General features: G+C 60.0%; 20 protein-coding genes and 1 tRNA gene. 4 read left to right on the top strand and 17 right to left on the bottom strand.

The window, feature by feature from the left end:
* Positions 1-55 precede the first annotated feature (55 nt).
* Positions 56-130 (bottom strand) — tRNA-Val (locus EM858_RS00285).
* An 81-nt stretch (positions 131-211) separates the two neighbouring features.
* Positions 212-574 (bottom strand): response regulator, encoded by a 363-nt coding sequence (locus tag EM858_RS00280; RefSeq protein WP_003497910.1) that lies wholly within the window; start codon positions 572-574, stop codon positions 212-214.
* A 182-nt stretch (positions 575-756) separates the two neighbouring features.
* On the opposite strand from EM858_RS00280, the gene EM858_RS00275 reads away from it, so the two are divergent.
* Both EM858_RS00275 and hisN read left to right on the top strand, forming a co-directional pair.
* Positions 757-1641, top strand: a complete 885-nt coding sequence (locus EM858_RS00275) for an N-formylglutamate amidohydrolase (protein ID WP_127755429.1) — start codon at positions 757-759, stop codon at positions 1639-1641.
* 320 nt (positions 1642-1961) lie between these two features.
* Complete coding sequence (gene hisN, locus EM858_RS00270; RefSeq protein ID WP_127755428.1) at positions 1962-2738, top strand: histidinol-phosphatase; 777 nt, start codon at positions 1962-1964, stop codon at positions 2736-2738.
* Between the two features lie 21 nt (positions 2739-2759).
* Here hisN and EM858_RS00265 read toward each other — a convergent pair whose 3' ends face one another.
* A complete protein-coding gene (locus tag EM858_RS00265) occupies positions 2760-3701 on the bottom strand; it encodes an alpha/beta hydrolase (protein WP_127755427.1) in 942 nt (313 codons plus the stop codon).
* A gap of 379 nt (positions 3702-4080) precedes the next feature.
* Between EM858_RS00265 and hspL the strand changes: the two genes are divergently transcribed.
* Complete coding sequence (gene hspL, locus EM858_RS00255; RefSeq protein ID WP_035225150.1) at positions 4081-4563, top strand: heat shock protein HspL; 483 nt, start codon at positions 4081-4083, stop codon at positions 4561-4563.
* Positions 4564-4629: 66 nt separating this feature from the next.
* On the opposite strand, the gene EM858_RS00250 is transcribed toward hspL, so the two are convergent.
* The gene (locus EM858_RS00250; protein WP_127755426.1) at positions 4630-5649 is read right to left on the bottom strand and encodes a bile acid:sodium symporter family protein; all 1020 of its coding nucleotides are present in this window, start codon (positions 5647-5649) and stop codon (positions 4630-4632) included.
* A gap of 98 nt (positions 5650-5747) precedes the next feature.
* On the opposite strand from EM858_RS00250, the gene EM858_RS00245 reads away from it, so the two are divergent.
* Entirely contained in the window at positions 5748-6608 is an 861-nt protein-coding gene (locus EM858_RS00245) for a LysR family transcriptional regulator (RefSeq protein WP_127755425.1), read from the top strand.
* Between the two features lie 5 nt (positions 6609-6613).
* Here the strand turns inward: EM858_RS00245 and glpK are convergent, their stop codons facing one another.
* From glpK to nirB, 13 genes are all read right to left on the bottom strand, one after another.
* Positions 6614-8113: a glycerol kinase GlpK gene (glpK, locus tag EM858_RS00240; protein WP_127755424.1), complete on the bottom strand. Its 1500-nt coding sequence runs from the start codon at positions 8111-8113 to the stop codon at positions 6614-6616.
* Positions 8114-8182: 69 nt separating this feature from the next.
* On the bottom strand, positions 8183-9904 hold the full coding sequence (locus tag EM858_RS00235) for an ABC transporter substrate-binding protein (protein WP_003519735.1): 1722 nt from the start codon (positions 9902-9904) through the stop codon (positions 8183-8185).
* A 75-nt stretch (positions 9905-9979) separates the two neighbouring features.
* Positions 9980-10273, bottom strand: coding sequence for a DUF2160 domain-containing protein (locus tag EM858_RS00230; protein WP_003519736.1), 294 nt, complete (start codon positions 10271-10273; stop codon positions 9980-9982).
* Positions 10274-10275: 2 nt separating this feature from the next.
* Entirely contained in the window at positions 10276-11196 is a 921-nt protein-coding gene (locus tag EM858_RS00225; RefSeq protein WP_003519737.1) for a carbohydrate ABC transporter permease, read from the bottom strand.
* Positions 11197-11199: 3 nt separating this feature from the next.
* Positions 11200-12066 carry a sugar ABC transporter permease gene (locus EM858_RS00220; RefSeq protein ID WP_003519739.1) on the bottom strand — a complete coding sequence of 289 codons (867 nt, stop codon included), beginning with the start codon at positions 12064-12066 and terminating at the stop codon, positions 11200-11202.
* Positions 12067-12068: 2 nt separating this feature from the next.
* Positions 12069-13139 carry an ABC transporter ATP-binding protein gene (locus tag EM858_RS00215; protein ID WP_059758107.1) on the bottom strand — a complete coding sequence of 357 codons (1071 nt, stop codon included), beginning with the start codon at positions 13137-13139 and terminating at the stop codon, positions 12069-12071.
* 12 nt (positions 13140-13151) lie between these two features.
* Positions 13152-14222: an ABC transporter ATP-binding protein gene (locus tag EM858_RS00210; RefSeq protein ID WP_127755423.1), complete on the bottom strand. Its 1071-nt coding sequence runs from the start codon at positions 14220-14222 to the stop codon at positions 13152-13154.
* 36 nt (positions 14223-14258) lie between these two features.
* Complete coding sequence (locus EM858_RS00205) at positions 14259-15782, bottom strand: glycerol-3-phosphate dehydrogenase (RefSeq protein WP_127755422.1); 1524 nt, start codon at positions 15780-15782, stop codon at positions 14259-14261.
* Positions 15783-15890: 108 nt separating this feature from the next.
* Positions 15891-16664 carry a DeoR/GlpR family DNA-binding transcription regulator gene (locus EM858_RS00200; protein WP_127755421.1) on the bottom strand — a complete coding sequence of 258 codons (774 nt, stop codon included), beginning with the start codon at positions 16662-16664 and terminating at the stop codon, positions 15891-15893.
* Positions 16665-16783: 119 nt separating this feature from the next.
* On the bottom strand, positions 16784-18262 hold the full coding sequence (gene cysG, locus EM858_RS00195) for a siroheme synthase CysG (protein ID WP_164865259.1): 1479 nt from the start codon (positions 18260-18262) through the stop codon (positions 16784-16786).
* A complete protein-coding gene (locus EM858_RS00190; protein WP_127755419.1) occupies positions 18234-20882 on the bottom strand; it encodes a nitrate reductase in 2649 nt (882 codons plus the stop codon). The genes cysG and EM858_RS00190 overlap by 29 nt, the downstream gene beginning before the upstream one ends.
* Before the next feature lie 214 nt (positions 20883-21096).
* Complete coding sequence (nirD, locus tag EM858_RS00180; RefSeq protein ID WP_003519747.1) at positions 21097-21432, bottom strand: nitrite reductase small subunit NirD; 336 nt, start codon at positions 21430-21432, stop codon at positions 21097-21099.
* 5 nt (positions 21433-21437) lie between these two features.
* Entirely contained in the window at positions 21438-23885 is a 2448-nt protein-coding gene (gene nirB / locus EM858_RS00175) for a nitrite reductase large subunit NirB (RefSeq protein WP_127755418.1), read from the bottom strand.
* Positions 23886-23887: the final 2 nt, after the last annotated feature.

The following is a 23887-nucleotide window of genomic DNA, read 5'->3' as shown; positions in this document are numbered from 1 at the left end:
CTATGCAAAAAGGCCCTGCGATCTCTCGCAAGGCCTTGATACTTAAGAATTCGGATGGTGGGCGTGACAGGGATTGAACCTGTGACCCCTACGATGTCAACGTAGTGCTCTCCCGCTGAGCTACACGCCCTCCGTGGCGGCGGATAGACCACAAAACCGGTTCATGCGTCAACTGCTTTTTTTCGGTTTTGTGAAGGTTTTTTGAGAGGCCTTACGCCACAAGGAGTTTGTTGACCTCATCCACCAGATCGCGCAGATGGAACGGCTTGGAAAGCACCTTGGCGTCCTTCGGAGCCTTCGAATCGGCATTCAGCGCAACGGCTGCAAAGCCGGTAATGAACATGACTTTGAGGTCCGGGTCGAGTTCGGTCGCGCGCCGCGCAAGCTCGATGCCGTCCATTTCGGGCATGACGATATCGGTCAGCAGAAGCGAAAATGGCTCTTCGCGAAGCCGATCATAGGCGCTGGCGCCATTGTCGAAGGAAGAAACCTTGTAACCGGCTTTTTCCAGCGCCTTGACGAGGAAGCGGCGCATATCGTTGTCGTCTTCAGCGAGAAGAATTTTCTGATTCATCATAAGTGACCGTAACTACTCAATGTTTGGAATACCCTAGCCCGATTATAGGATTTTCACGGTAAATATCCTGTGAACACGTGAATCGGTATAGCGCTGATTGGGCGATAGTATGGACTTGCCGCGCCGTAACTGGCAACATGAACGTCCTGATAGTTTTGCGACATGGTAAATGACCCTGAATGGACTGGATAACGGGTGAATATGAGCTGTTCGAAGTAACGGAACCTTCCGTTCAAACCCTGCCATTCGTCTATAATTCCCCCCATAGCGGCCGCTGCTACCCGATTTCCTTCCTGGAGTCGGCAAGGCTCGATTCGCACGAGATCCGCCGCTCCGAAGATCACTTCGTCGATGAGCTGTTCGCGGCGGCACCGGAGATCGGCGCGCCGCTTCTCAAAGCGAATTTCCCGCGCGCCTATCTGGACGTCAATCGCGAGCCCTACGAACTCGATCCCCGCATGTTCGAAGGCACGCTTCCGCCTTATGCCAATATCGGCTCCATGCGGGTCGCCGGCGGTCTCGGAACAGTGCCGCGCATTGTCGCCGAGAATATGGATATCTATGCCCACCGCCTGCCGGTCGACGAGGCGCTTTCGCGGATCGAGACGATCTACAAGCCCTATCATGCCTGCCTGCGCCGCCTGCTGTCTCGCACCCACGCCAATTTCGGAATGGCGGTGCTGATCGACTGCCATTCCATGCCGGGCAATATCCGCGTCGCCGGCTCGAATCTCAGGCCGGATGTGATCATCGGCGATCGCTACGGCACCAGCGCATCCCAGGAAGTCTCCCGCGCCGCGCTGCATTTTCTTGAGGAACTGGGTTTCGTCGCAGTCTGCAACAAACCCTATGCCGGCGGCTTCATCACCGAACATTATGGCCGGCCCATCCGCTCTCTCCATGCGCTGCAGATCGAGGTCAACCGGGCGCTTTACGTGGACGAAAAGACGCTTTTGAAAAAAGCCGATTTTCCTGCCATTCAGGCGTCCCTTGAAATCTTCATGCGCCAGCTCGGCGCCTTCGTTTCCGAATACGCGATAGAAACGTCGCTCGCTGCCGAATAGCAGCGCGAATCATCCGCTATTTCAATCTTTTATCCCGGATCGTCTGGCGGCCCGCCGGACAAAAAAAACCGCGCCTTGGCGCGGTCAAGTCTAGGGAGGAAACACCCAAGGAGGGTATTTACAGTCAAAGACTGTAGGATGACGCTACGCAGTAATTGCACAATTGTCAATCATTTTATTTTATGCATATTTTTTAGGCTTATGCTGAAAATATGGAAACGCCGGTGCCTTCATTCGTATGAGTGGACGGCGGATGCGATTCCGGTCTATGCATTGCCCCAATGGAATTCAGACCCAATATTCAGGCAATGAGGTTTCGCATGCTGCCCGACCGGGATTTCTTCTTCAAACTTGCCGACGCCGCCAGCGCAGAAACGCTTCCCCGCTTCCGCACGGGCATTGCCGTCGCCAACAAGCAGGATGGCGGCTACGATCCAGTGACGGAAGGCGATCAGGCCGCAGAAACAGCCATTCGCGCGCTGATCGAAGCCCGCTTTCCGCAGCATGGCATTCTGGGCGAAGAACATGGCAATGTCGGTCTCGACCGCGAGCATATCTGGGTCATCGACCCGATTGACGGCACCCGCGCCTTCATTTCCGGCGTGCCGGTCTGGGGCACGCTGATCGGTTTCCAGTCAGCCGGCCGCGCCGCCATGGGCATCATGGACCAGCCCTTCACCAAAGAGCGTTATTTCGCCGATGGCGAGGCGGCATGGTATTTCGGGCCGGATGGCGAGCGGAAAATCCGCACGCGCGACTGTGCTTCGCTGTCAGACGCAGTGCTGTTCACCACAAGCCCCCACATCTTCACCGCGGAAGAAAAGCCCTTCTACGAAAAGGTGCAGGATCAGGTCCGTCTTTTCCGATACGGCGTGGATTGTTACGCCTATTGCCTGCTTGCGGCCGGGCATGTCGACCTGGTGATCGAATCGGGCCTGAAGCCCTATGATGTCGGCGCGTTGATCCCTGTGATCGAGCAGGCCGGCGGCATCATGACGACCTGGGATGGCGGACGTCCGGAAAATGGCGGACGCATTCTCGCAGCCGGCTCAAAGGCAGTGCACGAACAGGCGCTCGCCATTCTCTCAAAACTCTAAGGTAGCCCGCTTAAGCGGCCATCACTCCGGCGCGAAAAACGCGTCGATGGCCGCCAGCGCCTGTTTACGGAAAACATCGCGCTCATGCAGCAATTCGTGGCGCGCACCGGTGATCGGAAGAAGCTGCGCTGCCCGGAAATTGCGTGAGAGTTCTTCCTGCGCCTTATAGGGCGTGATGGTATCCAGCATCGGCGCCAGAATAAGGGTCGGAATGGTGATATTGGTCAGATGGTCCTGACGGACCACCCGTCCCATGGTCTTCAGCGCCTCATAGACCCAGCGCGCCGTCGGCGCGCCGATGAAAAGTTCCGGAAACTGCCTGTGCAGCGAGAGATTTCTTGCAAAACGTCTGGAGTCCGAGGTGAGCGGATTGCCGTCGAAATCCCGCTCCCGCTGATCCTTGCCGAGCTGGACCCGTCCAAGGCCAACGAGACTTAGAGCCGTCGCCACCGCCCGAATGACGGATGAGGGGACGGATTGCTGGCTGTCCAGCTCGATGAAGGGCGAACAAAGCGCGAGACGGTCGATCCGGTTCGACAGGCCGGGTGCGGCGGCAAGCGCTGCAAGCGCGCCGGTGGAATGCGCGATCATGAAGAATGGCAGCCGCGTATCCGGCAACACCACCTGTTCGAGAAAAAGGCTGATATCACGCTGGTAGTCGGAGAACCGCCGCACATGCCCGGCACCCGGTTTTTTCAGCAATCTTTCGGAACCGCCCTGCCCGCGCGTATCGAAGGTCGCAACCCAGAAACCCATGGCGGTGAGATCGCTAACCGTTTCGAAATATTTCTCGATACATTCGTTCCTGCCATGCAGCAAAACCACGGTTCCGCGGGCCACCTGGCGGCTGGCGCGAAAGATCGCATAGCGAAGCTGTTTGCCGCGATCGCCGGTAAAATATCCGACGGTATGGTTGCCGGGAACCGGGTTGTCTTCGCTCTCGCGCAATGTGGCTTCGATCATCGGTCTTTTCCGGCTTTTGTGCCTTTTCGGGATAGGTCGGCGGCGCGGGAAGGTCAAAGAAAAAATTGCCGGAACCGTCGGTTAAAGCAGTCGCGGTTCCGGCGAATAAGACAGAAGAAGAAGGGACGTTATTGCTTCTGTCCACGGAGAATGTCTCCGATGACCGATGTTTTATGGCTCTCAAACTGAACGATGCCGGAACCTGACGTTCAGCCATGGTTCATGTTGCTTTCGCCTTTTCACGCCCCCTTGACGCAGCGGCAGGCCATTCCCATCTCATTCATGCGGTCGCCAGAACGGGACCGCGCCACATGTCCGGCCGTCGCCAGAACGGGACGCCGGGCTTAACCGCAAACAGTCGCTTCTTAAGGAGGACACCATGCGTCACGTTGATTTTTCCCCCCTCTATCGTTCCACCGTCGGCTTCGACCGTCTTTTTTCGATGCTTGACGGCCTCGGCCAGCCCGAACAGGCCCAGTCCTATCCGCCCTACAATATCGAGCGGACCGGCGAAAACACCTATCGCATCACCATGGCCGTTGCCGGTTTCGATGAAACTGAACTCAGCATCGAATCCCGTGCGAATACGCTGACGGTGAAGGCCGAGAAGGCCGCAGATGAGAAGTCATCCGAAGGTGAGTTCCTGTATCGCGGCATTGCCACACGCGCTTTCGAACGCCGCTTCCAGCTGGCCGATCACGTCGAAGTCCAGACCGCCTCCCTTAAGAACGGCCTGCTTCACATCGATCTCGTCCGCAACATTCCGGAAGCCATGAAACCGCGCCGCATCGCGATCTCGTCCGACAGCGCCGATGCGCCGAAAACGATCGAAGCCCAGATCACGCCGGCCCAGGTCAACTAAACCGATCCGGACCTCAAACGAACGGCCCCGTAAAGGGGCCGTTTTTGTTTGATGAAAATTCGCTCTTCAGCGGGTGGAGACTACCGCGCCTTCTGCGGCAGCGGCTTCCGATATGGCCGCTTTTTCATGGGCCTTTCTGGCATAACGTTGGGCCAGCACCGCGCAGACCATCAGCTGGATCTGGTGGAAAAGCATGATCGGCAGGACGATTGCACCAATGCTTTGGCCGGCGAAAATCGCACCCGCCATGGGCACGCCGCTGGCAAGGCTCTTCTTCGATCCGCAGAAGGTGATGGTGATTTCATCCGCCTTGTCGAAACCGAGCGCGCGGCTGCCGAACATCGTCACGCAGAGAACAAGCGCCAGAAGCACGATGTTGATGACGATGACCACACCGATATCGCGCAAGGAAAACGTCTGCCAGATGCCTTCGATCACGGCATCCGAAAAGGCCAGATACACGACCATCAGGATGGAGCCGCGATCGACCGGAGCCAGCAATTTCTTGCGCGCCCTGATCCAGTCGCCGATCCACGGCTGCAGCACCTGACCGACGATGAAGGGCAAAAGTAGTTGCAGGAAGATTTGCAGGAACGCATCCAGCGAAAATCCACCGCCATGGCCGCCCACCGTAAACAGCAGGCCGACCAGCAGCGGGGTCAGGAACATGCCGAAAATATTCGAAGCCGAGGCCGAACAGATCGCAGCCGGCACGTTTCCGCCCGCCATGGAGGTGAAGGCAATGGAGGACTGCACGGTGGATGGCAGGACGCAGAGGAACAACACACCCATATAAAGCGGCGCAGGCAGAATATTCTCGGGAATGAAGCCGATTGCCACGCCGAGCAGCGGGAACAGGCCGAAGGTGACGAGAAGGATCGCCAGATGCAGGCGCCAGTGCAGGATACCGGCAATCACCACATCCCGGGAAAGCCGCGCGCCGTGGAGGAAGAACAACAACGCGATCGCGAGTTTTGTCGCCAGCCCGAAATATTCCGCCGGCTCACCGCTGATCGGCAAAATGGAGGCCAAAATCACGGTGGCGACCAGCATCATGGTGAAGCGATCAGGTAGGAAGCGGGTCATGGGAGGTCTTTCCGGCATCGGTTTTGCTTGAAACGCGCGCTACTATCGCTCATCATGAATTCCGATGCAAAGATTAACAGTTATCGCGATTCAGGATAATGCTGAACCTTCAACATCTTGCGAGCTTCGTGATGCTTCAGCAGACCGGCAGCTTCACGCTGGCGGCCGAACGGCTGGGGATTGGCCAGTCCACTGTCAGCCAGCATATTCAAAGGCTTGAGGTCGCACTTGGCCGCCGGCTGATCGCGCGCAGCACCCATCAGGTAAAACTGACGGGTGAAGGTGAGGCGCTGCTCGGTTATGCCCGCAACATGCTGGAAATCGACAGCAAGGTGTCGTCGCTGTTCAGCGAGAACCGTCTGCGCGGGCGGTTGAGACTTGGCGTTTCGGAAGATTTCGTCGCCAGTCGGCTGACCGCCATTCTGGAAGAGTTCATCCGGCTTTATCCCCTCGTGGATCTGGAACTGACGGTTTCGCTGAGCGGCGTGCTTTACCAGATGCAGGACAATGGCGAACTGGATGTGGTGCTCGCCAAACGCCGTCTCGGCGACAAGCTCGGGCATTTCCTCTACCGCGAGCCGCTGGTGTGGCTGGCGCGGGACCCGGAGCGGATGCTGAACCAGCCGGACGCCCTGCCGCTGATCGCCTTTCCGCCGCCGAGCATTACCCGAAAGGCGGCGCAGGAGGCACTAGACCGGGCCGGCCTCGCCTGGCGAATCGTCTGCACCTGCGGCAGTCTCAGCGGGTTGACCGCCGCAGCAAGGGCGGGCATGGGAATTCTGGTGCAGCCGCGCAGCATGGCGCCGGCAGGCCTGAAGGAGATTGCCGCAGGCGTGCTACCGCCGCTGGAGGACGTGGAATTCGTGCTTCAACCGAGCAAGGGCGCGGATGCGAAGCTGGTGCGCGCCCTTTCCGATCTCGTTTCCAGCAAGAGCATCGCACCCGGCAGTTTCGTATAGCCTGTTCAATTCTCCCGTCGCGACAGGCAGCGGCCGACGCTGTCGCGCCAGCCGGCAATGGCGTCTTTCCGTTCGGCCTCTTCCATTGCGGGGCTGAAACGGCGGTCACGCCGCCAATGTTCAGCAAAGGCCTTGCGGTCCGGCCAGATGCCGGCGCGCGAGGCGGCAAGCCAGGCCGCCCCGAGAATGGTTGTTTCCAGGAAGACCGGCCGGTCGACCGGCGCCGCAAGAATATCCGCCAGCCGCTGCATGGTCCAATCGGAAGCGACCATGCCGCCATCGACCCGGAGCACCGTCTTGCCATTGTCACCCGCCCAGTCCTTGCGCATGGCGTCCAGCAGGTCGAAGGTCTGATAGGCGACGCTTTCCAGCGCCGCGCGGGCGAATTCCGCCGGACCAGTGCCACGCGTCAGCCCGAAAATCGCGCCACGCGCTTCCGCGTCCCAATAGGGTGCGCCAAGGCCGGTGAAGGCCGGAACCAGATAGACGCGCTGATTGGCGTCGGCCTTTTCCGCAAGCGCGCTGACCTCGGAAGCGACCGAGATGAAACCGAGCTCATCGCGCAGCCATTGCACGGCGGCACCGGCAATGAAGATCGAGCCCTCCAGCGCATAGGTGGTTACACCGTCGAGACGGTAAGCGATGGTTGTCAGCAGCCGGTTGGTGGAAGCGACGCGATCCGTGCCGGTATTGAGCAGCGCAAAGCAGCCCGTGCCGTAGGTGGATTTCATCATGCCCGGTTCGAAGCAGGCATTGCCGATCACGGCTGCCTGCTGATCTCCAGCCACACCGAGGATCGGAATCTCCGCGCCCAGCAGCGATTTATCCGTCACACCGAAATCGGCGGCGCAATCCAGCACCTCCGGCAGCATGACGCGGGGAATGTCGAGGATCGACAGGAGTTCATCATCCCAGGCGTTGTCTTCGATATTGTAGATCAGCGTTCGCGAGGCATTGGTGGCGTCGGTCACATGGCGACGGCCGCCGGTGAGTCGATAGATCAGGAAACTGTCGACGGTGCCGAAGCAGATTTCGCCCTTCACAGCTTTTTCGCGAAGGCCGCTGACACTATCGAGAAGCCATTTCAACTTGGTGCCGGAAAAATAGGGATCGAGCAGCAGACCGGTCTTTTTCGAAAAAAGCGGCTCCAGCCCCCTTCTTTTCAAATCCTCGCAGACGGGAGCGGCACGGCGATCCTGCCAGACCACCGCCCGATGCACGGCCTCGCCCGTGTTCCGGTCCCACAGCACCGTCGTTTCGCGCTGGTTGGTAATGCCGATCGCCTCGATATCGGAGGCGGCGATGCCGGCATCGGCAAGTGCGAGCCGGATGGTTTCGAGCACGCTTTTCCAGATATCCTCGGCATCGTGTTCGACCCAGCCGGAGGCCGGAAAATGTTGCGGAAATTCTCGCTGTCCGACACCGATGACCCGCATGTCGCGATCAAAGACCATCGACCGTGTCGATGTCGTTCCCTGATCGATCGCCAGAATATAACCGCCCATCATGCCACTCCCTTTCAGACGCATTGACCGGGGCGGCAAGCCGCCCCGGTTTCAGATTTTACGCAGACATCACTTCTGCCAGCTTTTGACCAGTTCGTCGTAATTGACGGTGACCGGCTTTTCCTTTTCGTTGGCAATCTTCAGCTGCGGCGCCAGATTGCCCTTCGAAACGGCATCCTTGTTCCAGTATTCGATATCGTGCTCTTCCGCCAGTTTCGGGCCGATATCGCCCTGCACGCCGGCGCGTTCCAGACGGCTCATGACCTTTTCCTGCTCGGCGCAAAGAGAGTCCATCGCGGCTTGCGCGGTTTTCGCACCCGACGAAGCATCGCCGATCGCCTGCCACCACAGCTGCGCCAGCTTCGGATAATCCGGAACGTTGGTGCCGGTCGGCGACCATTGCACGCGGGCCGGCGAACGATAGAACTCGATGAGACCGCCGAGTTTGGACGCGCGATCCGTGAAGCTCTTGTGGTGGATGGTGGTGTCGCGAATGAAGGTCAGGCCCACATGGCTCTTCTTCACATCCACGGTCTTGGAGGTCACGAACTGCGCGTAGAGCCAGGCGGCCTTGGCGCGGTCGTCGGGGGTGGATTTCATCAGCGTCCACGAACCCACATCCTGATAACCGAGCTTCATGCCGTCCTTCCAGTAGACGCCATGAGGCGAAGGTGCGACACGCCATTTCGGCGAACCGTCCTCGTTCACGACAGGCAGGCCGGGCTTGGCCATATCGGCGGTAAACGCCGTGTACCAGAAGATCTGCTGGGCGATATTGCCCTGCGCCGGCACCGGACCGGATTCGGAGAAGGTCATGCCCTGTGCTTCGGGCGGCGCATATTTCTTCAGCCATTCGAGATATTTCTCGATGGAATAGACCGAAGCCGGACCGTTGGTATCGCCGCCGCGCGCCACGCAGGAGCCGACCGGCTGCGACTTGTCGTTGACCTTGATGCCCCATTCGTCGACCGGCAGACCGTTCGGCAGGCCCTTGTCGCCGTTGCCGGCCATGGAGAGCCAGGCATCGGTGAAGCGCCAGCCGAGCGACGGATCCTTCTTGCCGTAATCCATATGGCCGAAGACCTTCTTGCCGTCGACATCGCGGCCGGTGAAGAATTCGGCAATATCCTCATAGGCCGACCAGTTGACCGGCACGCCGAGGTCATAACCGTATTTGGCCTTGAAATCGGCCTTGTTCTTTTCGTTGTTGAACCAGTCGTAACGGAACCAGTAGAGGTTCGCGAATTGCTGGTCGGGAAGCTGGTAGAGCTTCTTGTCCGGCGCCGTCGTAAAGGCGCTGCCGATGAAGTCCTTGAGGTCGAGGCCGGGATTGGTGACGTCCTTGCCTTCATTGGCCATGAAGTCGGTCAGGTTGCGCACCTGCTGGTAGCGCCAATGCGTGCCGATAAGGTCGCTGTCGTTGACCCAGCCGTCATAAAGGTTCTGGCCGGTCTGCATCTGGGTCTGGATTTTTTCGACGACGTCACCTTCCTGGATCAGGTCGTGCGTGACCTTGATGCCGGTAATGGCGGTGAAGGCCGGAGCCAGAACCTTGGATTCATATTCATGGGTCGTCAGAGATTCGGAAACGACCTTGATTTCCATGCCCGCGAAGGGTTTCGCGGCATCGACAAACCATTGCAGCTCCTTTTCCTGATCGCCACGCGAAAGCGACGAAAGATCGCCGATTTCCTTGTCCAGAAACTGCTTTGCTTCCTCCATTCCGGCGAAAGCGGAACCCGTCATTGCCAGCAGCATGGCCGCCGTCGTCGTCATCAGATGCCGTCGCATATCAGTCCTCCCAGGGGTTTGCGATTGCATGAAGTCTGCGGGTGCGGTTTTCCTCCGCCGCACCGTTTTCCTGCTCTAGACAAAACGGAAAACGCCGATGGCGTAAACCAAGGATAGAGCGAGAGCCCACCACAGGTTCGGGCCGACCAGCCCGAGCCATGCGAGATGAATGAAGGCGCTGCCGAGCAGCGAGATGAACAGCCTGTCGCCGCGCGTGGTCTCGAAGCGCAAGAGGCCGAAGCGGGGATTTCCGCCGGGCGAGAGATATTCCCAGAACCACATGCCGACGAGCAGCAGCGCGATGGCGCCGAAAAAGGCCGCCGTCTGCCAAGTCCACGCCATCCAGGTAAAATCGGGCATCTTCGTCATGGTCAAACCCTCCCGAGCGCGAAGCCCTTGGCGATGTAATTGCGCACGAACCAGATCACCAGCGCGCCGGGGATCAGTGTCAGCACGCCGGCGGCGGCAAGCAGGCCCCAGTCCATGCCGGCGGCAGAGACGGTGCGCGTCATGGTCGCGGCAATCGGCTTGGCGTCCGTTGTCGTCAGCGTGCGGGCGATCAGAAGCTCCACCCACGAGAACATGAAGCTGAAGAAGCAGGCGACACCGATGCCGGAAGCGATGAGCGGCATGAAAATCTTCACGAAGAATTTCGGGAAGGAATAGCCGTCAATATAGGCGGTCTCGTCGATTTCCTTCGGCACGCCGGACATGAAACCTTCGAGAATCCACACCGCCAGCGGCACGTTGAACAGGCAATGCGCCAGCGCCACGGCGATATGCGTGTCGATCAGCCCGAAAGCCGAATAGAGCTGGAAGAAGGGCAGCGCGAAGACGGCGGGCGGCGCCATGCGGTTGGTTAGCAGCCAGAAGAACAGGTGCTTGTCGCCCAGAAAACGATAACGCGAGAAAGCGTAGGCCGCCGGCAGCGCCGCTGCGACCGAGATCACCATGTTCATCACGACATAGATGATCGAATTGATATAGCCCGAATACCAGGATGAATCGGTGAAGATCGTCCGGTAGTTCTGCAACGTCGGCTGATGCGGATAAAGCGTCATAGAGGAGACGATTTCCGTGTTCGTCTTGAAGCTCATATTGACGAGCCAGTAGATCGGAACAAGCAGCAGCAGGATGTAGATCGTCGGCACCAGCCAGGAAAAACGCGACGGCCCATGGTGGCGACGCCGCGCATTGACGGCAAGCCCGGATCGTCCCGTCGCAGTGGCTCTCACCGGCGAACTACCGATGCCGTTGCGCTCCACGCTTGTGGTGACATTCGAGGCGCTCATGTCTCAAGTCTCCGCGTCGTGGCTGGTCATGACGGTGTAGAACACCCAGGACAGCAGCAGGATGATGAGGAAGTAGATCAGCGACATGGCCGCCGCCGGCCCGAGGTCGAACTGGCCGAGCGCCATCTTCACGAGATCGATGGACAGGAAGGTGGTGGAATTGCCCGGGCCGCCGCCGGTGACGACGAAAGGCTCGGTATAGATCATGAAACTGTCCATGAAGCGCAGCAGGAAAGCGATCAGCAGCACCCGCTTCATCTTCGGCAGCTGGATGTAACGGAACACCGCAAAACGTGACGCGCCATCGATCCTGGCTGCCTGATAATAGGCATCCGGAATGGAAACGAGGCTGGCATAGCACAAAAGCACGACAAGGCTCGTCCAGTGCCAGACATCCATGATGACGACGGTGATCCACGCATCGACCGGATCGTTGACATAGTTGTAATCGAGCCCGAGCTGATTGGCGTAATAACCGAGCAGGCCGATATCGCTGCGGCCGAAAACCTGCCAGATTGTGCCGACGACATTCCATGGCACCAGCAGCGGCAGCGCCATGGTGACGAGGCAGATCGGCACACCGATGCCGGATTTCGGCATCTTGAGCGCGATGAAGATGCCGAGCGGAATTTCTATCGCCAGAATGATGCCGGAGAACAGCAGGTTGCGCCCCAGCGCATCCCAGAAACGGTCCGAGGCCAGAATTTCCTCGAACCATTGTGTTCCCGCCCAGAAGAACTGGTTATTGCCGAACGTATCCTGCACGGAATAATTCACGACGGTCATCAGCGGAATGACGGCGGAAAAGGCGACCAGCACCAGCACCGGCAGCACCATGAACCACGCCTTGTTGTTCCAGCTCTTTTCCATGGTCAGGCCCCCATCTTTACACGCCACGAGTCGGCGAAGACGCCGATGGCGGCCGGATCGAAGCGAACACCCGCTTCCGCCGGGATTTCCTCGTCTTCGGCAACGACGATCGCGAGTTTCTGGCCGGCGAACCGGGCGCGCACGATCTTCTGCCGGCCGATATCCTCGACCTTGTCGACAGTGATGGGCATGCCGCCCCGTTCCAGCCGGACAAATTCCGGGCGGATGCCGATCTCGATGCGTTGCGCTCCGTCAACCTTTGGCGCACCGGCCAGCGGAACACCAAGGCCGCCGACCATTGCGGTCGCGCCGTCGATACTGGCGGGCAGCACATTCATGCCCGGCGAGCCGATGAAATAACCGACAAAGGTATGTCCCGGCCGTTCGAAAAGCTCAGCCGGCGTGCCGATCTGGACGATCTGCCCGTCATACATGACCACAACCTTGTCGGCGAAGGTCAGCGCTTCGGTCTGGTCATGGGTGACATAAACCATGGTGAAACCGGACTGGCGGTGCAGCCGTTTCAGCTGCGAGCGCAGCACCCATTTCATATGCGGGTCGATCACCGTCAGCGGCTCGTCGAAGAGGATGGCGTTGACATCGGACCGCACCAGACCGCGCGCCAGCGAAATCTTCTGTTTCTGATCCGCCGTCAGACCACGCGCATGGCGTTTGGCCATGCCGGAAAGATCGGTCATTTCGAGGATTTCCCGCACCCGACGGTCCACCTCGGCTTCCGGCACATGCCGGTTGCGCAGCGGAAAGGCCAGATTGTCATAGACCGTCATCGTGTCGTAGACGACCGGGAACTGGAATACCTGCGCAATATTGCGGTCTTCAGTGGCGAAATCCGTGACGTCCGTTCCGTCAAAGGCGATGCGGCCTTCGGAGGGGCGCAGCAGCCCGGAAATGATGTTGAGCAGCGTGGTCTTGCCGCAGCCTGAAGGGCCGAGCAGCGCATAGGCGCCACCGTCCTCCCATTCATGGTGGACTTCCTTCAGCGCATAGTCGCCGGCAGCCTGCGCCTTTGCGTTATAGGCGTGGCGGATGTGATCGAGCGTGATGCGTGCCATGACCGATCTCCCTCAAGCCGCTTCGCCGATGGCGCGGCCATTCGCGTCAAAGGCCATCAAGTGTTTAGTATCGAGAAACAGCTCTATGTCCCTGTCCGGCTCGATGTCGTGAATGCCATGCGCCAGCATGACCCAGCGCCGGCCCGAAAATTCCACATGCACGAAGCTTTCCGATCCGGCGATTTCCGAAATCAGCGTCCGCGCCCGGATCGACTGGCGGGCCTCGCCCTTCGCCTGCGGGAAAAGATGATGCGGCTGGAAAGCGATGGTCAAAGGTCCATCCGGCACGGCGGCAAGATGCGCCGGCACCGCAATCACCGCCTGGTCGGCACGGGTGAATGCACCGCCCGCCTTGACGACCTCGATGGTGTTGAGCGGCGGGTCTGCAAAAATTTCCGCGGTGACGATATCCACCGGACGCCGGTAAACCTCGATGGTACGGCTGAACTGTGTTACCCTGCCCTCGTTGAGCGTTGCGGTATTGCCGCCCAAAAGCAGCGCCTCGGAAGGTTCGGTGGTGGCATAAACGAAGATGGCACCGGATTCGGCGAAAATGCGCGGCAGTTCCTCGCGCAACTCTTCGCGCAGCTTGTAATCGAGATTGGCCAGCGGCTCATCGAGCAGCACCAGATTGGCGTTCTTGACGATGGCGCGGGCGAGTGCTGTGCGCTGCTGCTGACCGCCGGAAAGATTGAGCGGCGTACGGTCTAGATAGGGTGTCAGCTTCAAAAGCTCGGCGGCTTTCCTCACTTCCCTGTCGATGGTCCCCTGGTCCTTGCCGGCAACACGCATGGGCGAGGCGATGTTTTCGTAAACGCTGAGCGCCGGATAGTTGATGAACTGCTGATAGACCATGGCGACGTTGCGCTTCTGCACCGGCCATCCCGTCACATCTTCGCCATTGAAAAAGATCGAGCCGGCGCTCGGCTTGTCCAGCCCGGCCATCAGCCGCATCAGCGTCGTCTTGCCCGAAAGTGTCGGTCCAAGCAGGACGTTCAGGCTTCCGCGCTGCAACGTCAGATCGGTCGGGTGAATATGATATTCACCGCCCACCATCTTAGAGACGTTTCGCAATTCAAGCATGGTGATCCAAAGCCTCCTCCGCTTTTATCCGGATCGTCAGATTGCCCTTAAGCGCCCACCTGCAATGTCTTCGACATAATCCTCCAGCCCACGCACCTCTTCCGGGGTAAAAAAGAGCCCCTGCTTGGTGCGGCGCCACAGAATATCCTCCGCCGTCAGCGCCCACTCCCGCGCCATCAGCCAGCGAACCTCAGCCTCGTAGAGCGTACCGCCGAAATACCGCCCCAGCGCCGCCGCCTCTGTCGCATTGCCGATCAGCACCGCCGCATCCGTTCCGTAGCAGCGCACAAGCCGCTCCGCATGACGCTCTTCAAGAAAGGGATAACGCGACCGCAGCGCCGAAACTTCCGCGGTGTAGGCCTCGGCGCCAAAATTTCCACCCGGCAAATGCGAGCCCGCCGTCCATGGCGCGCCCTTTTCACCCAGCGCATCGCCGATTTTTTCAAGAGCATGTTCGGCAAGCCGCCGATAGGTGGTGAGCTTGCCGCCGAAAATATTGAGAAGCGGCGCTTCGCCTTCCGCCCCTTCGGTTTTCAGCACATAATCGCGGGTCGCTTCCTGCGCCTTCGATGCCCCGTCATCGAACAGCGGGCGCACGCCGGAATAGGTCCAGACGATATCCGCCGGCTCCACCGGTTCAGCGAAATATTCGCTCGCCGCATTGCAAAGATAGCTGATCTCCTCGCCGCTGATCTTAACAGCCCGGGGGTCGGCGGTATAGTCGCGATCCGTCGTGCCGATCAGCGTAAAGTCCTGTTCATAGGGAATGGCGAAGATGATCCGCCCGTCCGGATTCTGGAAAAAATAGGCACGCGGATCGGAAAATTTCCTGCGCACGATGATGTGGCTGCCCTGCACCAGGCGGACATTATGGACGTTGTTTTTGCCGAATGCCGAGGACAGCACCTTGTCCACCCAGGGACCCGCGGCATTTACCAGCATGCGCGCCCGATAGGTCTTGGCCTCTCCGGCGGCATTTTTCGTTTCGACCCGCCAGAAGGCGCCTTCGCGCCGGGCTGAAACCACCTGCGTGCGGTTGAGGATGAGCGCGCCGCGATTGGCGGCGTCGCGGGCATTCAGCACCACCAGGCGGGCATCGTCCACCCAGCCATCCGAATATTCGAAGGCGCGGGCAAAAATCGGTTTCAAAGGTTTCCCGGCGGGATCGCGGCGCAGATCGAGCGAGCGGGTCGCGGGCAGAAGCTTGCGGCCGCCGAGATGGTCGTAAAGAAATAGCCCGAGGCGCACGAGCCAGGCCGGGCGCACGCCACCTTTCTGGAACGGCAGTACGAAGCGCATGGGCCAGATGATGTGCGGCGCCATGGCCCACAGCACCTCACGTTCCATCAGCGCTTCGCGCACCAGACGAAACTCGTAATGTTCGAGATAACGTAAACCGCCATGGATAAGCTTGGTGGCGGCGGACGAGGTGCCGGAGGCGAAATCGTTCATTTCCGCAAGTGCGACGGAATAGCCCCTGCCGACGGCGTCACGCGCGATGCCGCAGCCATTGATACCGCCGCCGATCACGAAAATATCGTGGATTGCCTCGTCAGACATGGATCCTCCCGCGCTTTCATCGACGCTCTCCTCATCGATATACTGAAAGCATGGACATCTAATTCGAAGACAAAACGAATGTCAAACGAAATTCATGGGCCGTCCCGATCAGGACTCGGCCATCTCGGTTTCGATCAACCGGACGTCATGATCGGCACAGATGGACCGGATCGAATCCACCGGACAATGATCGGTGATGAAAGTATGCACCTGGGAAAGATGGCCGATACGAACCGGAGCCGTGCGCTCGAATTTGAGCGAATCCGACACCAGAATGACATGGCGCGCATTGGAGATGATTGCCTGCGCGACCTTGACCTCACGAAAGTCGAAATCCAGCAAAGCACCATCCTCATCGATGGCCGAAACGCCGATGACGGCAAAATCCACCTTGAACTGGCGGATGAAATCCACCGCCGCCTCGCCGACGATACCGCCATCGGAACCGCGCACGACACCGCCGGCAATCACCACCTCGATACCGGGAAAGACCCTCAACCTGTTGGCAACATTGATGTTGTTGGTAATGACCATCAACTCGTGATGATCCGCCAGCGCTTCGCCCACGGCTTCGGTCGTCGTGCCGATATTGATGAAGAGTGACGAGTTGTTGGGGATGAGGGCGGCAGCGGCGGCGCCGATCGCCTGCTTTTCGGAAGAGGCGATCGCCCGACGCGCCTCGTATTTGACGTTTTCATTGCCGCTTGGGAAAAGCGCGCCGCCGTGGATGCGGGTCAGAACCCGCGTATCGCAGAGATCGTTCAGGTCCTTGCGGATCGTCTGGGGAGTGACTGAGAACCGCGCCGCCAGCTCGTCGACCAGCACCCGCCCGTTCGCTTTCGCCAGCGCAACGATTTCATCCTGACGCGGTGTGAGCAGCATTTCACCCTCCCTCCTCTTTCAATTTTTTCGTTTTATTGAAGAGCGAACGAAAAACCAATGTCAAGGGAGGGTGTACGGCGGGAAGGATCGCCGGTTAGCGGAAACTGTCAAAAATCTTGTTAGCCCGCTTTTTGTACAGAGACAGAATAGGCTTCCTCACTGCCGGTAACCGAAAATGCCGCGGAAGCGGCATGGAACGTATCCCCGATGCCGATCAACACAGGTTCGTTCACACCCAGTCTCTCTACCGCGACAGCCAGTTGCGCAAGCGAACCGCACCATCGTTGCTCATTGGCGCGGCTGACGGAAATCATCACGACGACGGGCGTCGAAGCGGGCATTCCGTGGGCGAGCAGGCAGGACTGGATATCGCCCGCGGTTCGCCCACCCATATAAAAAACGGTGGTCACGGAGGGGTTCGACAGGGATTGCCAGTCGATATTCTCCGGCAGCTTTCCCTGCCGGGAATGGCCGGTGACGAAGCGAACCGACTGGGCATGGTCGCGATGGGTCAGGGAAACACCCAGGCGCGAGGCCATGGCGCTTGCGGCGGTGATGCCGGGGACGATCTCGACCGGGATATTTTCAGCCTCCAGCGCGGCGATCTCCTCGCCGGCGCGCCCGAAAATCATTGGATCGCCGGATTTCAACCGCACCACCCGTTTGCCGGCCTTGGCGAGGCGGATCATCATGTCATTGATATCTTCCTGCCTGCAGCTTTCCCGGCCGCCGCGCTTGCCCACCAGCATGCGCTTCGCCTCCCGCCGCGCCATTTCCAGCACCTCGGCTGAAACGAGATCATCGAACAGGATGACATCGGCGGCCTGCAAAGCGCGCACCGCTTTCAGCGTCAGTAGTTCGGCATCGCCCGGTCCGGCGCCCACAAGCGTTACAAGGCCGCGCCCCGATCCTGCCCGCGCAACCTGCATTCCGATATCCGCAAGCAGCCGTTCCTCGCTGCCCTCATCCAACCTCTCGGTAAAGGCGCGATCGACGAATTTTTCCCAGAAAGAACGCCGCGACGCACCCGGAGCGAGCCGCAGATTGACGCGCTCGCGGATTGTCTGGGCAAGCGCGCCCCAGTCCTTCAGCGAAAGCGGCAGCAATGTCTCGATGCGCCGGCGGATGGCCTGCGCCAGAATGGGTGCTGCGCCATCGGTGGAGATAGACACCACCACCGGCGAGCGATTGACGATGGAGCCGAACTGGAACTGGCAGAATTCCGGCTTGTCGATGATATTGACGGGAACGCCGGCCGCCCGCGCGGCATCGCAGAAGCTCGCGGCTTCCGCATCGGTCTCGCAATCCGCCAGCGCCAGTTCCGCACCCTCGAAAATATCCGGCCCCCACGGACGGTCATGCCATCTCAGCATCTGGCCTTTTGCGACAAGCGCTGCAAAGCTTTCCGACAGCTCGCTTGCCTCGCAATAAAGATGCAATTCCGCCCCGCAGGCCAGCAGCAGCTCCGCCTTCCAGGCGGCCCCATCCGATCCGCCCGCCAGCACCACGCGTTTACCCTCAAGCCCCCAGAAGACCGGCAACTTGGCGAGCCTTTCCATGCGAGCCGGTTCATTCCGCTGCGGTTTTAAGGCATCCATCGATGATCCCCCTGATTTCGGCGCGGCAGGAGCCGCAATTGGTTCCGGCATTCAACGCCTTGCCGATGGCTTCGACGCTATGGCAGCCGTCGCGGATCGCAGCCGTTATCTGGTTCACCCCCACATTAAAGCAGGAGCAGACGGTGGCGCCCGGATCGGCGCGGCCGGCACCGGGGCGACCAGCGACCAGCGCAAAACGCATGCGCAGATCCTCATGGCGCTCGGCAAGTTGCGAGATCGCCCAGTTGCGGGCAACGGCCACCGGCTCCCTGGCGATGAACAGGGCCGCCAGCAGGATATCGCCGTCGAAGAAGGCAAGGCGCAGGTCGCCCGTCTGCCGGTCGCTGTAACCCAGCGGCTCGATCCTGGCCTCTATGCCGAAGACCTGCCGCGCCCAGAGTGTCCAGTCCTGCGGCTCCTCGACAAAGGCAAGCTCCATGCGATAGCCGCCATCGGCTTTGGCCGTGGCCCAATAGGCACAATCCGGCGCACCCGGCCGGATGCGGGAGATGGCGAAACCATAGGCTTTCGCTTCGAAGCGCCGTGCCTTCACCGCCACGTTTTTCGAGGCGGGCTGGCCGGAATGCGGGTCCGTCACCGGGGCAACCACGACATCGATGCGCGCCTGCGACGCGAACTGATCGTTCCAGTGCATCGGCGCAAATACCGAGCCGCGCGCCTGCCTTTCACTGACCAGCGCCCGCAGCAGAACCTTGCCATGGGGGCTTTCCAGCTCCACAAGATCGGCGCTTTCGACACCCAGCGTCTGCGCATCGTGCGGGTGAAGCTCGGCGAAGGGTTCGGCGATATGTGCAGTAAGGCGCGCACTTTTGCCCGTGCGGGTCATGGTGTGCCATTGATCGCGGATACGGCCGGTATTCAGCGTCAGCGGATAATCCGCCGATGTTCTGCCCGTCTCCGGCAAAGCGGTGGCGATGAACCGCGCCTTGCCATCGGCATGGTAAAACCGCCCATCGGCGAAAAAGCGGGTAACGACGGCGTCGCCCGGTCCGGCCTTCGGCCATTGAAACGGCGTCATCGCATCGTAGGAATTCCGCTCGACACCGCTGATATCGAAATCGCGACTCCCCGCGTTCTCAAAGCCGGAAAGAGCGGCATGTTCGGCAAAAATCTCCGATGGCTGGCCATAGGCGAAGGCCGTGCCGAACCCCATGCGCCGGCCCACTTCCGCCATTTGCCACCAGTCCGCTTTTGCTTCGCCGGGTGCCGCGAGAAAACCGCGCTGGCGGGAAATGCGCCGCTCGGAATTCGTGACGGTGCCATCCTTTTCCCCCCAGCCGAGTGATGGCAGAAGCACATGGGCATGACGGGCCGTATCGGTACTCGCCATGATATCGGACACGACGACGAAAGGACAGGCCCTGATGGCCGCCTCGACGGCACCGGCATCCGGCATGGAAACGACAGGGTTGGTCGCCATGATCCAGAGCGCCTTGATGCGGCCATCGGCCACCGCACGGAACATATCCACCGCCTTCAGGCCGGGCCTTTGCGCAATGGCGGGTGAGGACCAGAAACGCTGCACGCGGTCGCGATCCTCAACATTTTCAATGGCCATATGGGCGGCCAGCATATTGGCCAGCCCGCCGACCTCACGCCCGCCCATGGCGTTCGGCTGGCCGGTCAGCGAAAACGGCCCCATGCCCGGCCTGCCGATGCGGCGGGTGGCAAGGTGGCAATTGATGATCGCGTTAACCTTGTCCGTACCGCTCTGCGACTGGTTGACGCCCTGACTGTAACAGGTGACGGTTTTTTCGGTGCCTTCGAACAATTCGTAAAAGGAAATCAGTTCGGCGACTGTCAGGCCGGTGGCCTCGGCGATCTCCGGCAGACTATGCTCGCTTGCGGCCTGCATCGCTGCATCAAAACCGGCCGTGTGACTTTCCACATAATCGCGATCGATTGCGCTGCTGTCGGAAAGATGCGCCAGCAGGCCGGTAAACAGCGCCACGTCTCCATCCGGGCGGATGGCGAGGTGCATGTCGGCAATATCGGCGCTCATCGTCCGGCGCGGATCGATAACGACGACCTTCATTTCCGGCCGCGCCGCCTTTGCCGCCGCAAGCCTTTGGTAAAGCACCGGATGGCACCAGGCGAGATTGGAACCGGTGAGGATCACCAGATCGGCAAGCTCCATATCCTCATAGGTGCCCGGCACCGTATCGGCCCCGAAGGCACGGCGATGGCCGGCGACGGAAGACGACATGCAGAGCCTTGAATTGGTATCGATATTGGCCGAGCCGATAAAACCCTTCATCAGCTTGTTGGCGAGGTAATAATCCTCGGTCAGCAATTGGCCGGAGACGTAAAAGGCAACCGAATCCGGGCCGTGTTCGGCGATGGCTTGAGAGAACCGGGAAGCGACGAGATCAAGCGCTTCGTTCCATGCCGCCCGTCTGCCGCTGATTTCGGGGTGGAGCAGGCGACCGTCGAGGTCGATGGTTTCAGCCAGAGCCGAACCTTTGGAGCACAACCGGCCGAAATTGGCGGGGTGGTCCTGATCGCCTCTGACGGACACCGCGCCATCGTCTTTGACAGTGGCGATGACGCCGCAGCCGACGCCGCAATAGGGACAGGTGGTTTTTGTCTCAACGGGCATGGGTTTGCCCTCTCAGTCTGCGGCGGTTACCCCCCTCTGTCCTGCCGGACATCTCCCCCTCAAGGGGGGAGATCAATCGCGGCACAAACTTCCATTCACAACTGGCGTCGTCGCCGGTGGAGAGGGAACGAGGAGCCTTCCGCTTGTCGATCTCCCCCCTTGAGGGGGAGATGTCCGGCAGGGCAGAGGGGGGTAAAGCCACCGCCATCGCAATTCACTCCGCCGCAATCATCAGGGTTTCGAGCGCTATCGAAAGCCTTCCATCCAGATTACGCACCGGAATGGTCCGCACCTCGCCCTCATCCGCCCCAAGCGCCTTGCCGGTCTCCAGCGAAATGACCCAGTTGTGCAGCGGACAGGTCACCGAAGCGCCATGCACGATGCCCTGGCTCAGCGGCCCGCCCTTGTGCGGGCAATGGTCCTCGATGGCGAAGACCTGATTTTCCGCCGTGCGGAACACGGCGATCTTGCCCATCGGCGTTTTGACGCAACGCGCGCCGCGCAGGGGAATGTCGGAGATATCGCCAATATCGATCCAGTTGCTGTCCATCGTTCTCACTCCGCCGCCTCACTGAAACCGATTGCCGCCATCGGCCTGAATTCGTGCTTGTCGTGGCCGGATACGCGTTCCGACCAGGGATCGACCTGCGCGAATTTCTGGCTGAAGACGAAGCGATCGAAATAGGCCTTGCGCTTTTCCGCATCGTCCATGATCTGGCGGCGGATTTCGTCGTAACCGATGCGCTTTGCCCATTTGTAGATGCGCTCGAGATAGCGCGCCTGTTCGCGATACATCTGCGTCAGCGCCACGATGTGCTCCAGCGCCTCATCTTCGGTTTTGACAAGACCCAGAACTTCCGTGCCCTTGATATCGAGACCGGCGGCGCCGGCGAAATGGATCTCGAAACCGGAATCGACGCAGATCACTCCGATATCCTTGCAGGTGGCCTCCGCGCAGTTGCGCGGACAGCCGGAAACGGCAAGTTTCAGCTTGGCGGGTGTCCACGAGCCCCACATGAATTTTTCGATGCGAATGCCAAGCCCAGTGGAATCCTGCGTGCCGAAGCGGCACCATTGCTGGCCGACGCAGGTTTTGACCGTGCGCAAACCTTTGGCGTAGGCCTGACCGGAAATGAAGCCGGCCTTGCCGAGATCGGCCCAGACCGCCGGCAAATCCTCCTTCTCGATGCCGAGAAGATCGATGCGCTGGCCGCCCGTTACCTTCACCATCGGGATTTCGAACTTGTCGACCACGTCCGCAATCGCCCGGAGCTCGGAGGAAGAGGTAACGCCGCCCCACATGCGCGGTACGACAGAATAGGTGCCGTCCTTCTGGATATTGGCGTGGACGCGCTCATTGATGAAACGGGACTGGTAATCGTCGGCATATTCATCCGGCCAGTCGCAGACGAGGTAATAATTGAGCGCCGGCCGGCATTTGGCGCAGCCGCAGGAGGTCTTCCATTCCAGCTCCTGCATTACGGCTGGGATGGTCTTCAGCCCCTTGGCCTTGATCAGACGGCGCACATCGTCGTGGCCGAGATCGGTGCATTTGCACATGGGCTGCACGGCAGCGGGATTATAGCTGTCGCCGAGCGTTATCGTCATCAGCTGCTCGACAAGGCCGGTGCAATTGCCGCAGGAGGCGGATGCCTTCGTGTGGGCGCGCACATCATCCAGCGACGTCAGCCCCTTGGAAGTGATGGCCGAGGTGATCTTGCCCTTGCAGACGCCGTTGCAGCCGCAGATTTCCGCATCATCCGGCAAGGCTGCAACGGCCGCCATAGGGTCCAGCGGCGACCCTCCCTGATAGGCCTGGCCGAAGATCAGGGTTTCGCGCATGGCGGAAATATCGGTCGATTTCTTCATCAGATCGAAGAACCACGACCCATCCGCCGTCTCGCCATAGAGAACCGCGCCGATGATGCGGTTTTCCTTGAGGATCAGGCGCTTATAGACGCCTGCGGTGGCGTCGCGCAGCACGATTTCCTCGCGGTCGTCGCCTTCTGCGAAATCGCCGGCGGAAAACAGGTTGATGCCGGTGACCTTCAGCTTGGTATTGGTAACGGAGCCATGATATTCGGCCGAACCGCCGCACAGCCGGTCTGCCAGCACCCGCGCCGATTCATAAAGCGGCGCAACGAGGCCATAACACATGCCGCGATGCTCGGCGCATTCGCCAAGCGCATAGATCGAGGCGTCCGACGTCATCATGCCGTCATCCACCACGATGCCGCGATTGACGGCGATGCCGGCCTCCTTGGCAAGACCCGAGGCAGGACGGATGCCGACAGCCATTACCACCATATCGCCCTTGATGACCCGGCCGTCTTCCAGCTCGATGCCTTCGACCTTCTCCTCGCCGAGAATGCATTTGGTATTGGCCTTGGTGATGATGTCGATGCCGCGCTCATTGAGCGCTTTTTCGAGAAGATAGGCCGCTGCCGGGTCGAGCTGACGCTCCATGATCGTCGGCATCAGGTGGATGACGGTGACATCCATGCCCTGACGCTTCAGGCCATAGGCGGCCTCCAGCCCGAGAAGACCAGCGCCGATGACGATGGCACGGCCCTTGCCCTCGGCGATCGCCAGCATCTTCGTCACATCGTCGAGATCGCGGTAGGCGAGCACGCCCGGCAATTGATGGCCGGGGACGGGAATGATGAAGGGCGACGAACCGGTGGCGATCACCAGCTTGTCGTAGGAAACCGTTATGCCGTTTTCGCTGCTCACGGTCTTCCTGTCGCGGTCGATGCCGGTGACCTTTGCGCCCTTGTGCAGCGTGACATTGTTAGCCGCATACCATTCGTCATCGTGGATGACGATGTCTTCATAGCTCTTTTCGCCTGAGAGCACCGGCGAGAGCATGATGCGGTCGTAATTGACGCGCGGCTCGGCGTTGAAAATGGTGACGTCGTAAAGGCCGGGGGCGGTTTCGAACAGGTTCTCCAGCATGCGCCCCGGCGCCATGCCATTGCCGATGATGACGAGTTTTTGCGTCATGG

The sequence above is a fragment of the Agrobacterium sp. CNPSo 2736 genome (assembly GCF_004005385.1).
Lineage (GTDB): Bacteria > Pseudomonadota > Alphaproteobacteria > Rhizobiales > Rhizobiaceae > Agrobacterium > Agrobacterium leguminum.
Note: the sequence above shows the minus strand (reverse complement) of the source record. Positions and strands in the feature narration are given on the sequence as shown.

Coding starts and splice junctions, on each gene's coding strand:
- EM858_RS00225 (WP_003519737.1), bottom strand. CDS start 11,196: ATGAGCGCCTCGAATGTCACCACAAGCGTGGAGCGCAACGGCATCGGT.
- glpK (WP_127755424.1), bottom strand. CDS start 8,113: ATGGGCGGTTATATTCTGGCGATCGATCAGGGAACGACATCGACACGG.
- EM858_RS00235 (WP_003519735.1), bottom strand. CDS start 9,904: ATGCGACGGCATCTGATGACGACGACGGCGGCCATGCTGCTGGCAATG.
- nirB (WP_127755418.1), bottom strand. CDS start 23,885: ATGACGCAAAAACTCGTCATCATCGGCAATGGCATGGCGCCGGGGCGC.
- EM858_RS00220 (WP_003519739.1), bottom strand. CDS start 12,066: ATGGAAAAGAGCTGGAACAACAAGGCGTGGTTCATGGTGCTGCCGGTG.
- cysG (WP_164865259.1), bottom strand. CDS start 18,262: ATGGATGCCTTAAAACCGCAGCGGAATGAACCGGCTCGCATGGAAAGG.
- EM858_RS00280 (WP_003497910.1), bottom strand. CDS start 574: ATGAATCAGAAAATTCTTCTCGCTGAAGACGACAACGATATGCGCCGC.
- EM858_RS00230 (WP_003519736.1), bottom strand. CDS start 10,273: ATGACGAAGATGCCCGATTTTACCTGGATGGCGTGGACTTGGCAGACG.
- EM858_RS00275 (WP_127755429.1), top strand. CDS start 757: ATGGACTGGATAACGGGTGAATATGAGCTGTTCGAAGTAACGGAACCT.
- nirD (WP_003519747.1), bottom strand. CDS start 21,432: ATGGACAGCAACTGGATCGATATTGGCGATATCTCCGACATTCCCCTG.
- EM858_RS00190 (WP_127755419.1), bottom strand. CDS start 20,882: ATGCCCGTTGAGACAAAAACCACCTGTCCCTATTGCGGCGTCGGCTGC.
- EM858_RS00265 (WP_127755427.1), bottom strand. CDS start 3,701: ATGATCGAAGCCACATTGCGCGAGAGCGAAGACAACCCGGTTCCCGGC.
- hisN (WP_127755428.1), top strand. CDS start 1,962: ATGCTGCCCGACCGGGATTTCTTCTTCAAACTTGCCGACGCCGCCAGC.
- EM858_RS00245 (WP_127755425.1), top strand. CDS start 5,748: ATGCTGAACCTTCAACATCTTGCGAGCTTCGTGATGCTTCAGCAGACC.
- hspL (WP_035225150.1), top strand. CDS start 4,081: ATGCGTCACGTTGATTTTTCCCCCCTCTATCGTTCCACCGTCGGCTTC.
- EM858_RS00250 (WP_127755426.1), bottom strand. CDS start 5,649: ATGACCCGCTTCCTACCTGATCGCTTCACCATGATGCTGGTCGCCACC.
- EM858_RS00210 (WP_127755423.1), bottom strand. CDS start 14,222: ATGCTTGAATTGCGAAACGTCTCTAAGATGGTGGGCGGTGAATATCAT.
- EM858_RS00200 (WP_127755421.1), bottom strand. CDS start 16,664: ATGCTGCTCACACCGCGTCAGGATGAAATCGTTGCGCTGGCGAAAGCG.
- EM858_RS00215 (WP_059758107.1), bottom strand. CDS start 13,139: ATGGCACGCATCACGCTCGATCACATCCGCCACGCCTATAACGCAAAG.
- EM858_RS00205 (WP_127755422.1), bottom strand. CDS start 15,782: ATGTCTGACGAGGCAATCCACGATATTTTCGTGATCGGCGGCGGTATC.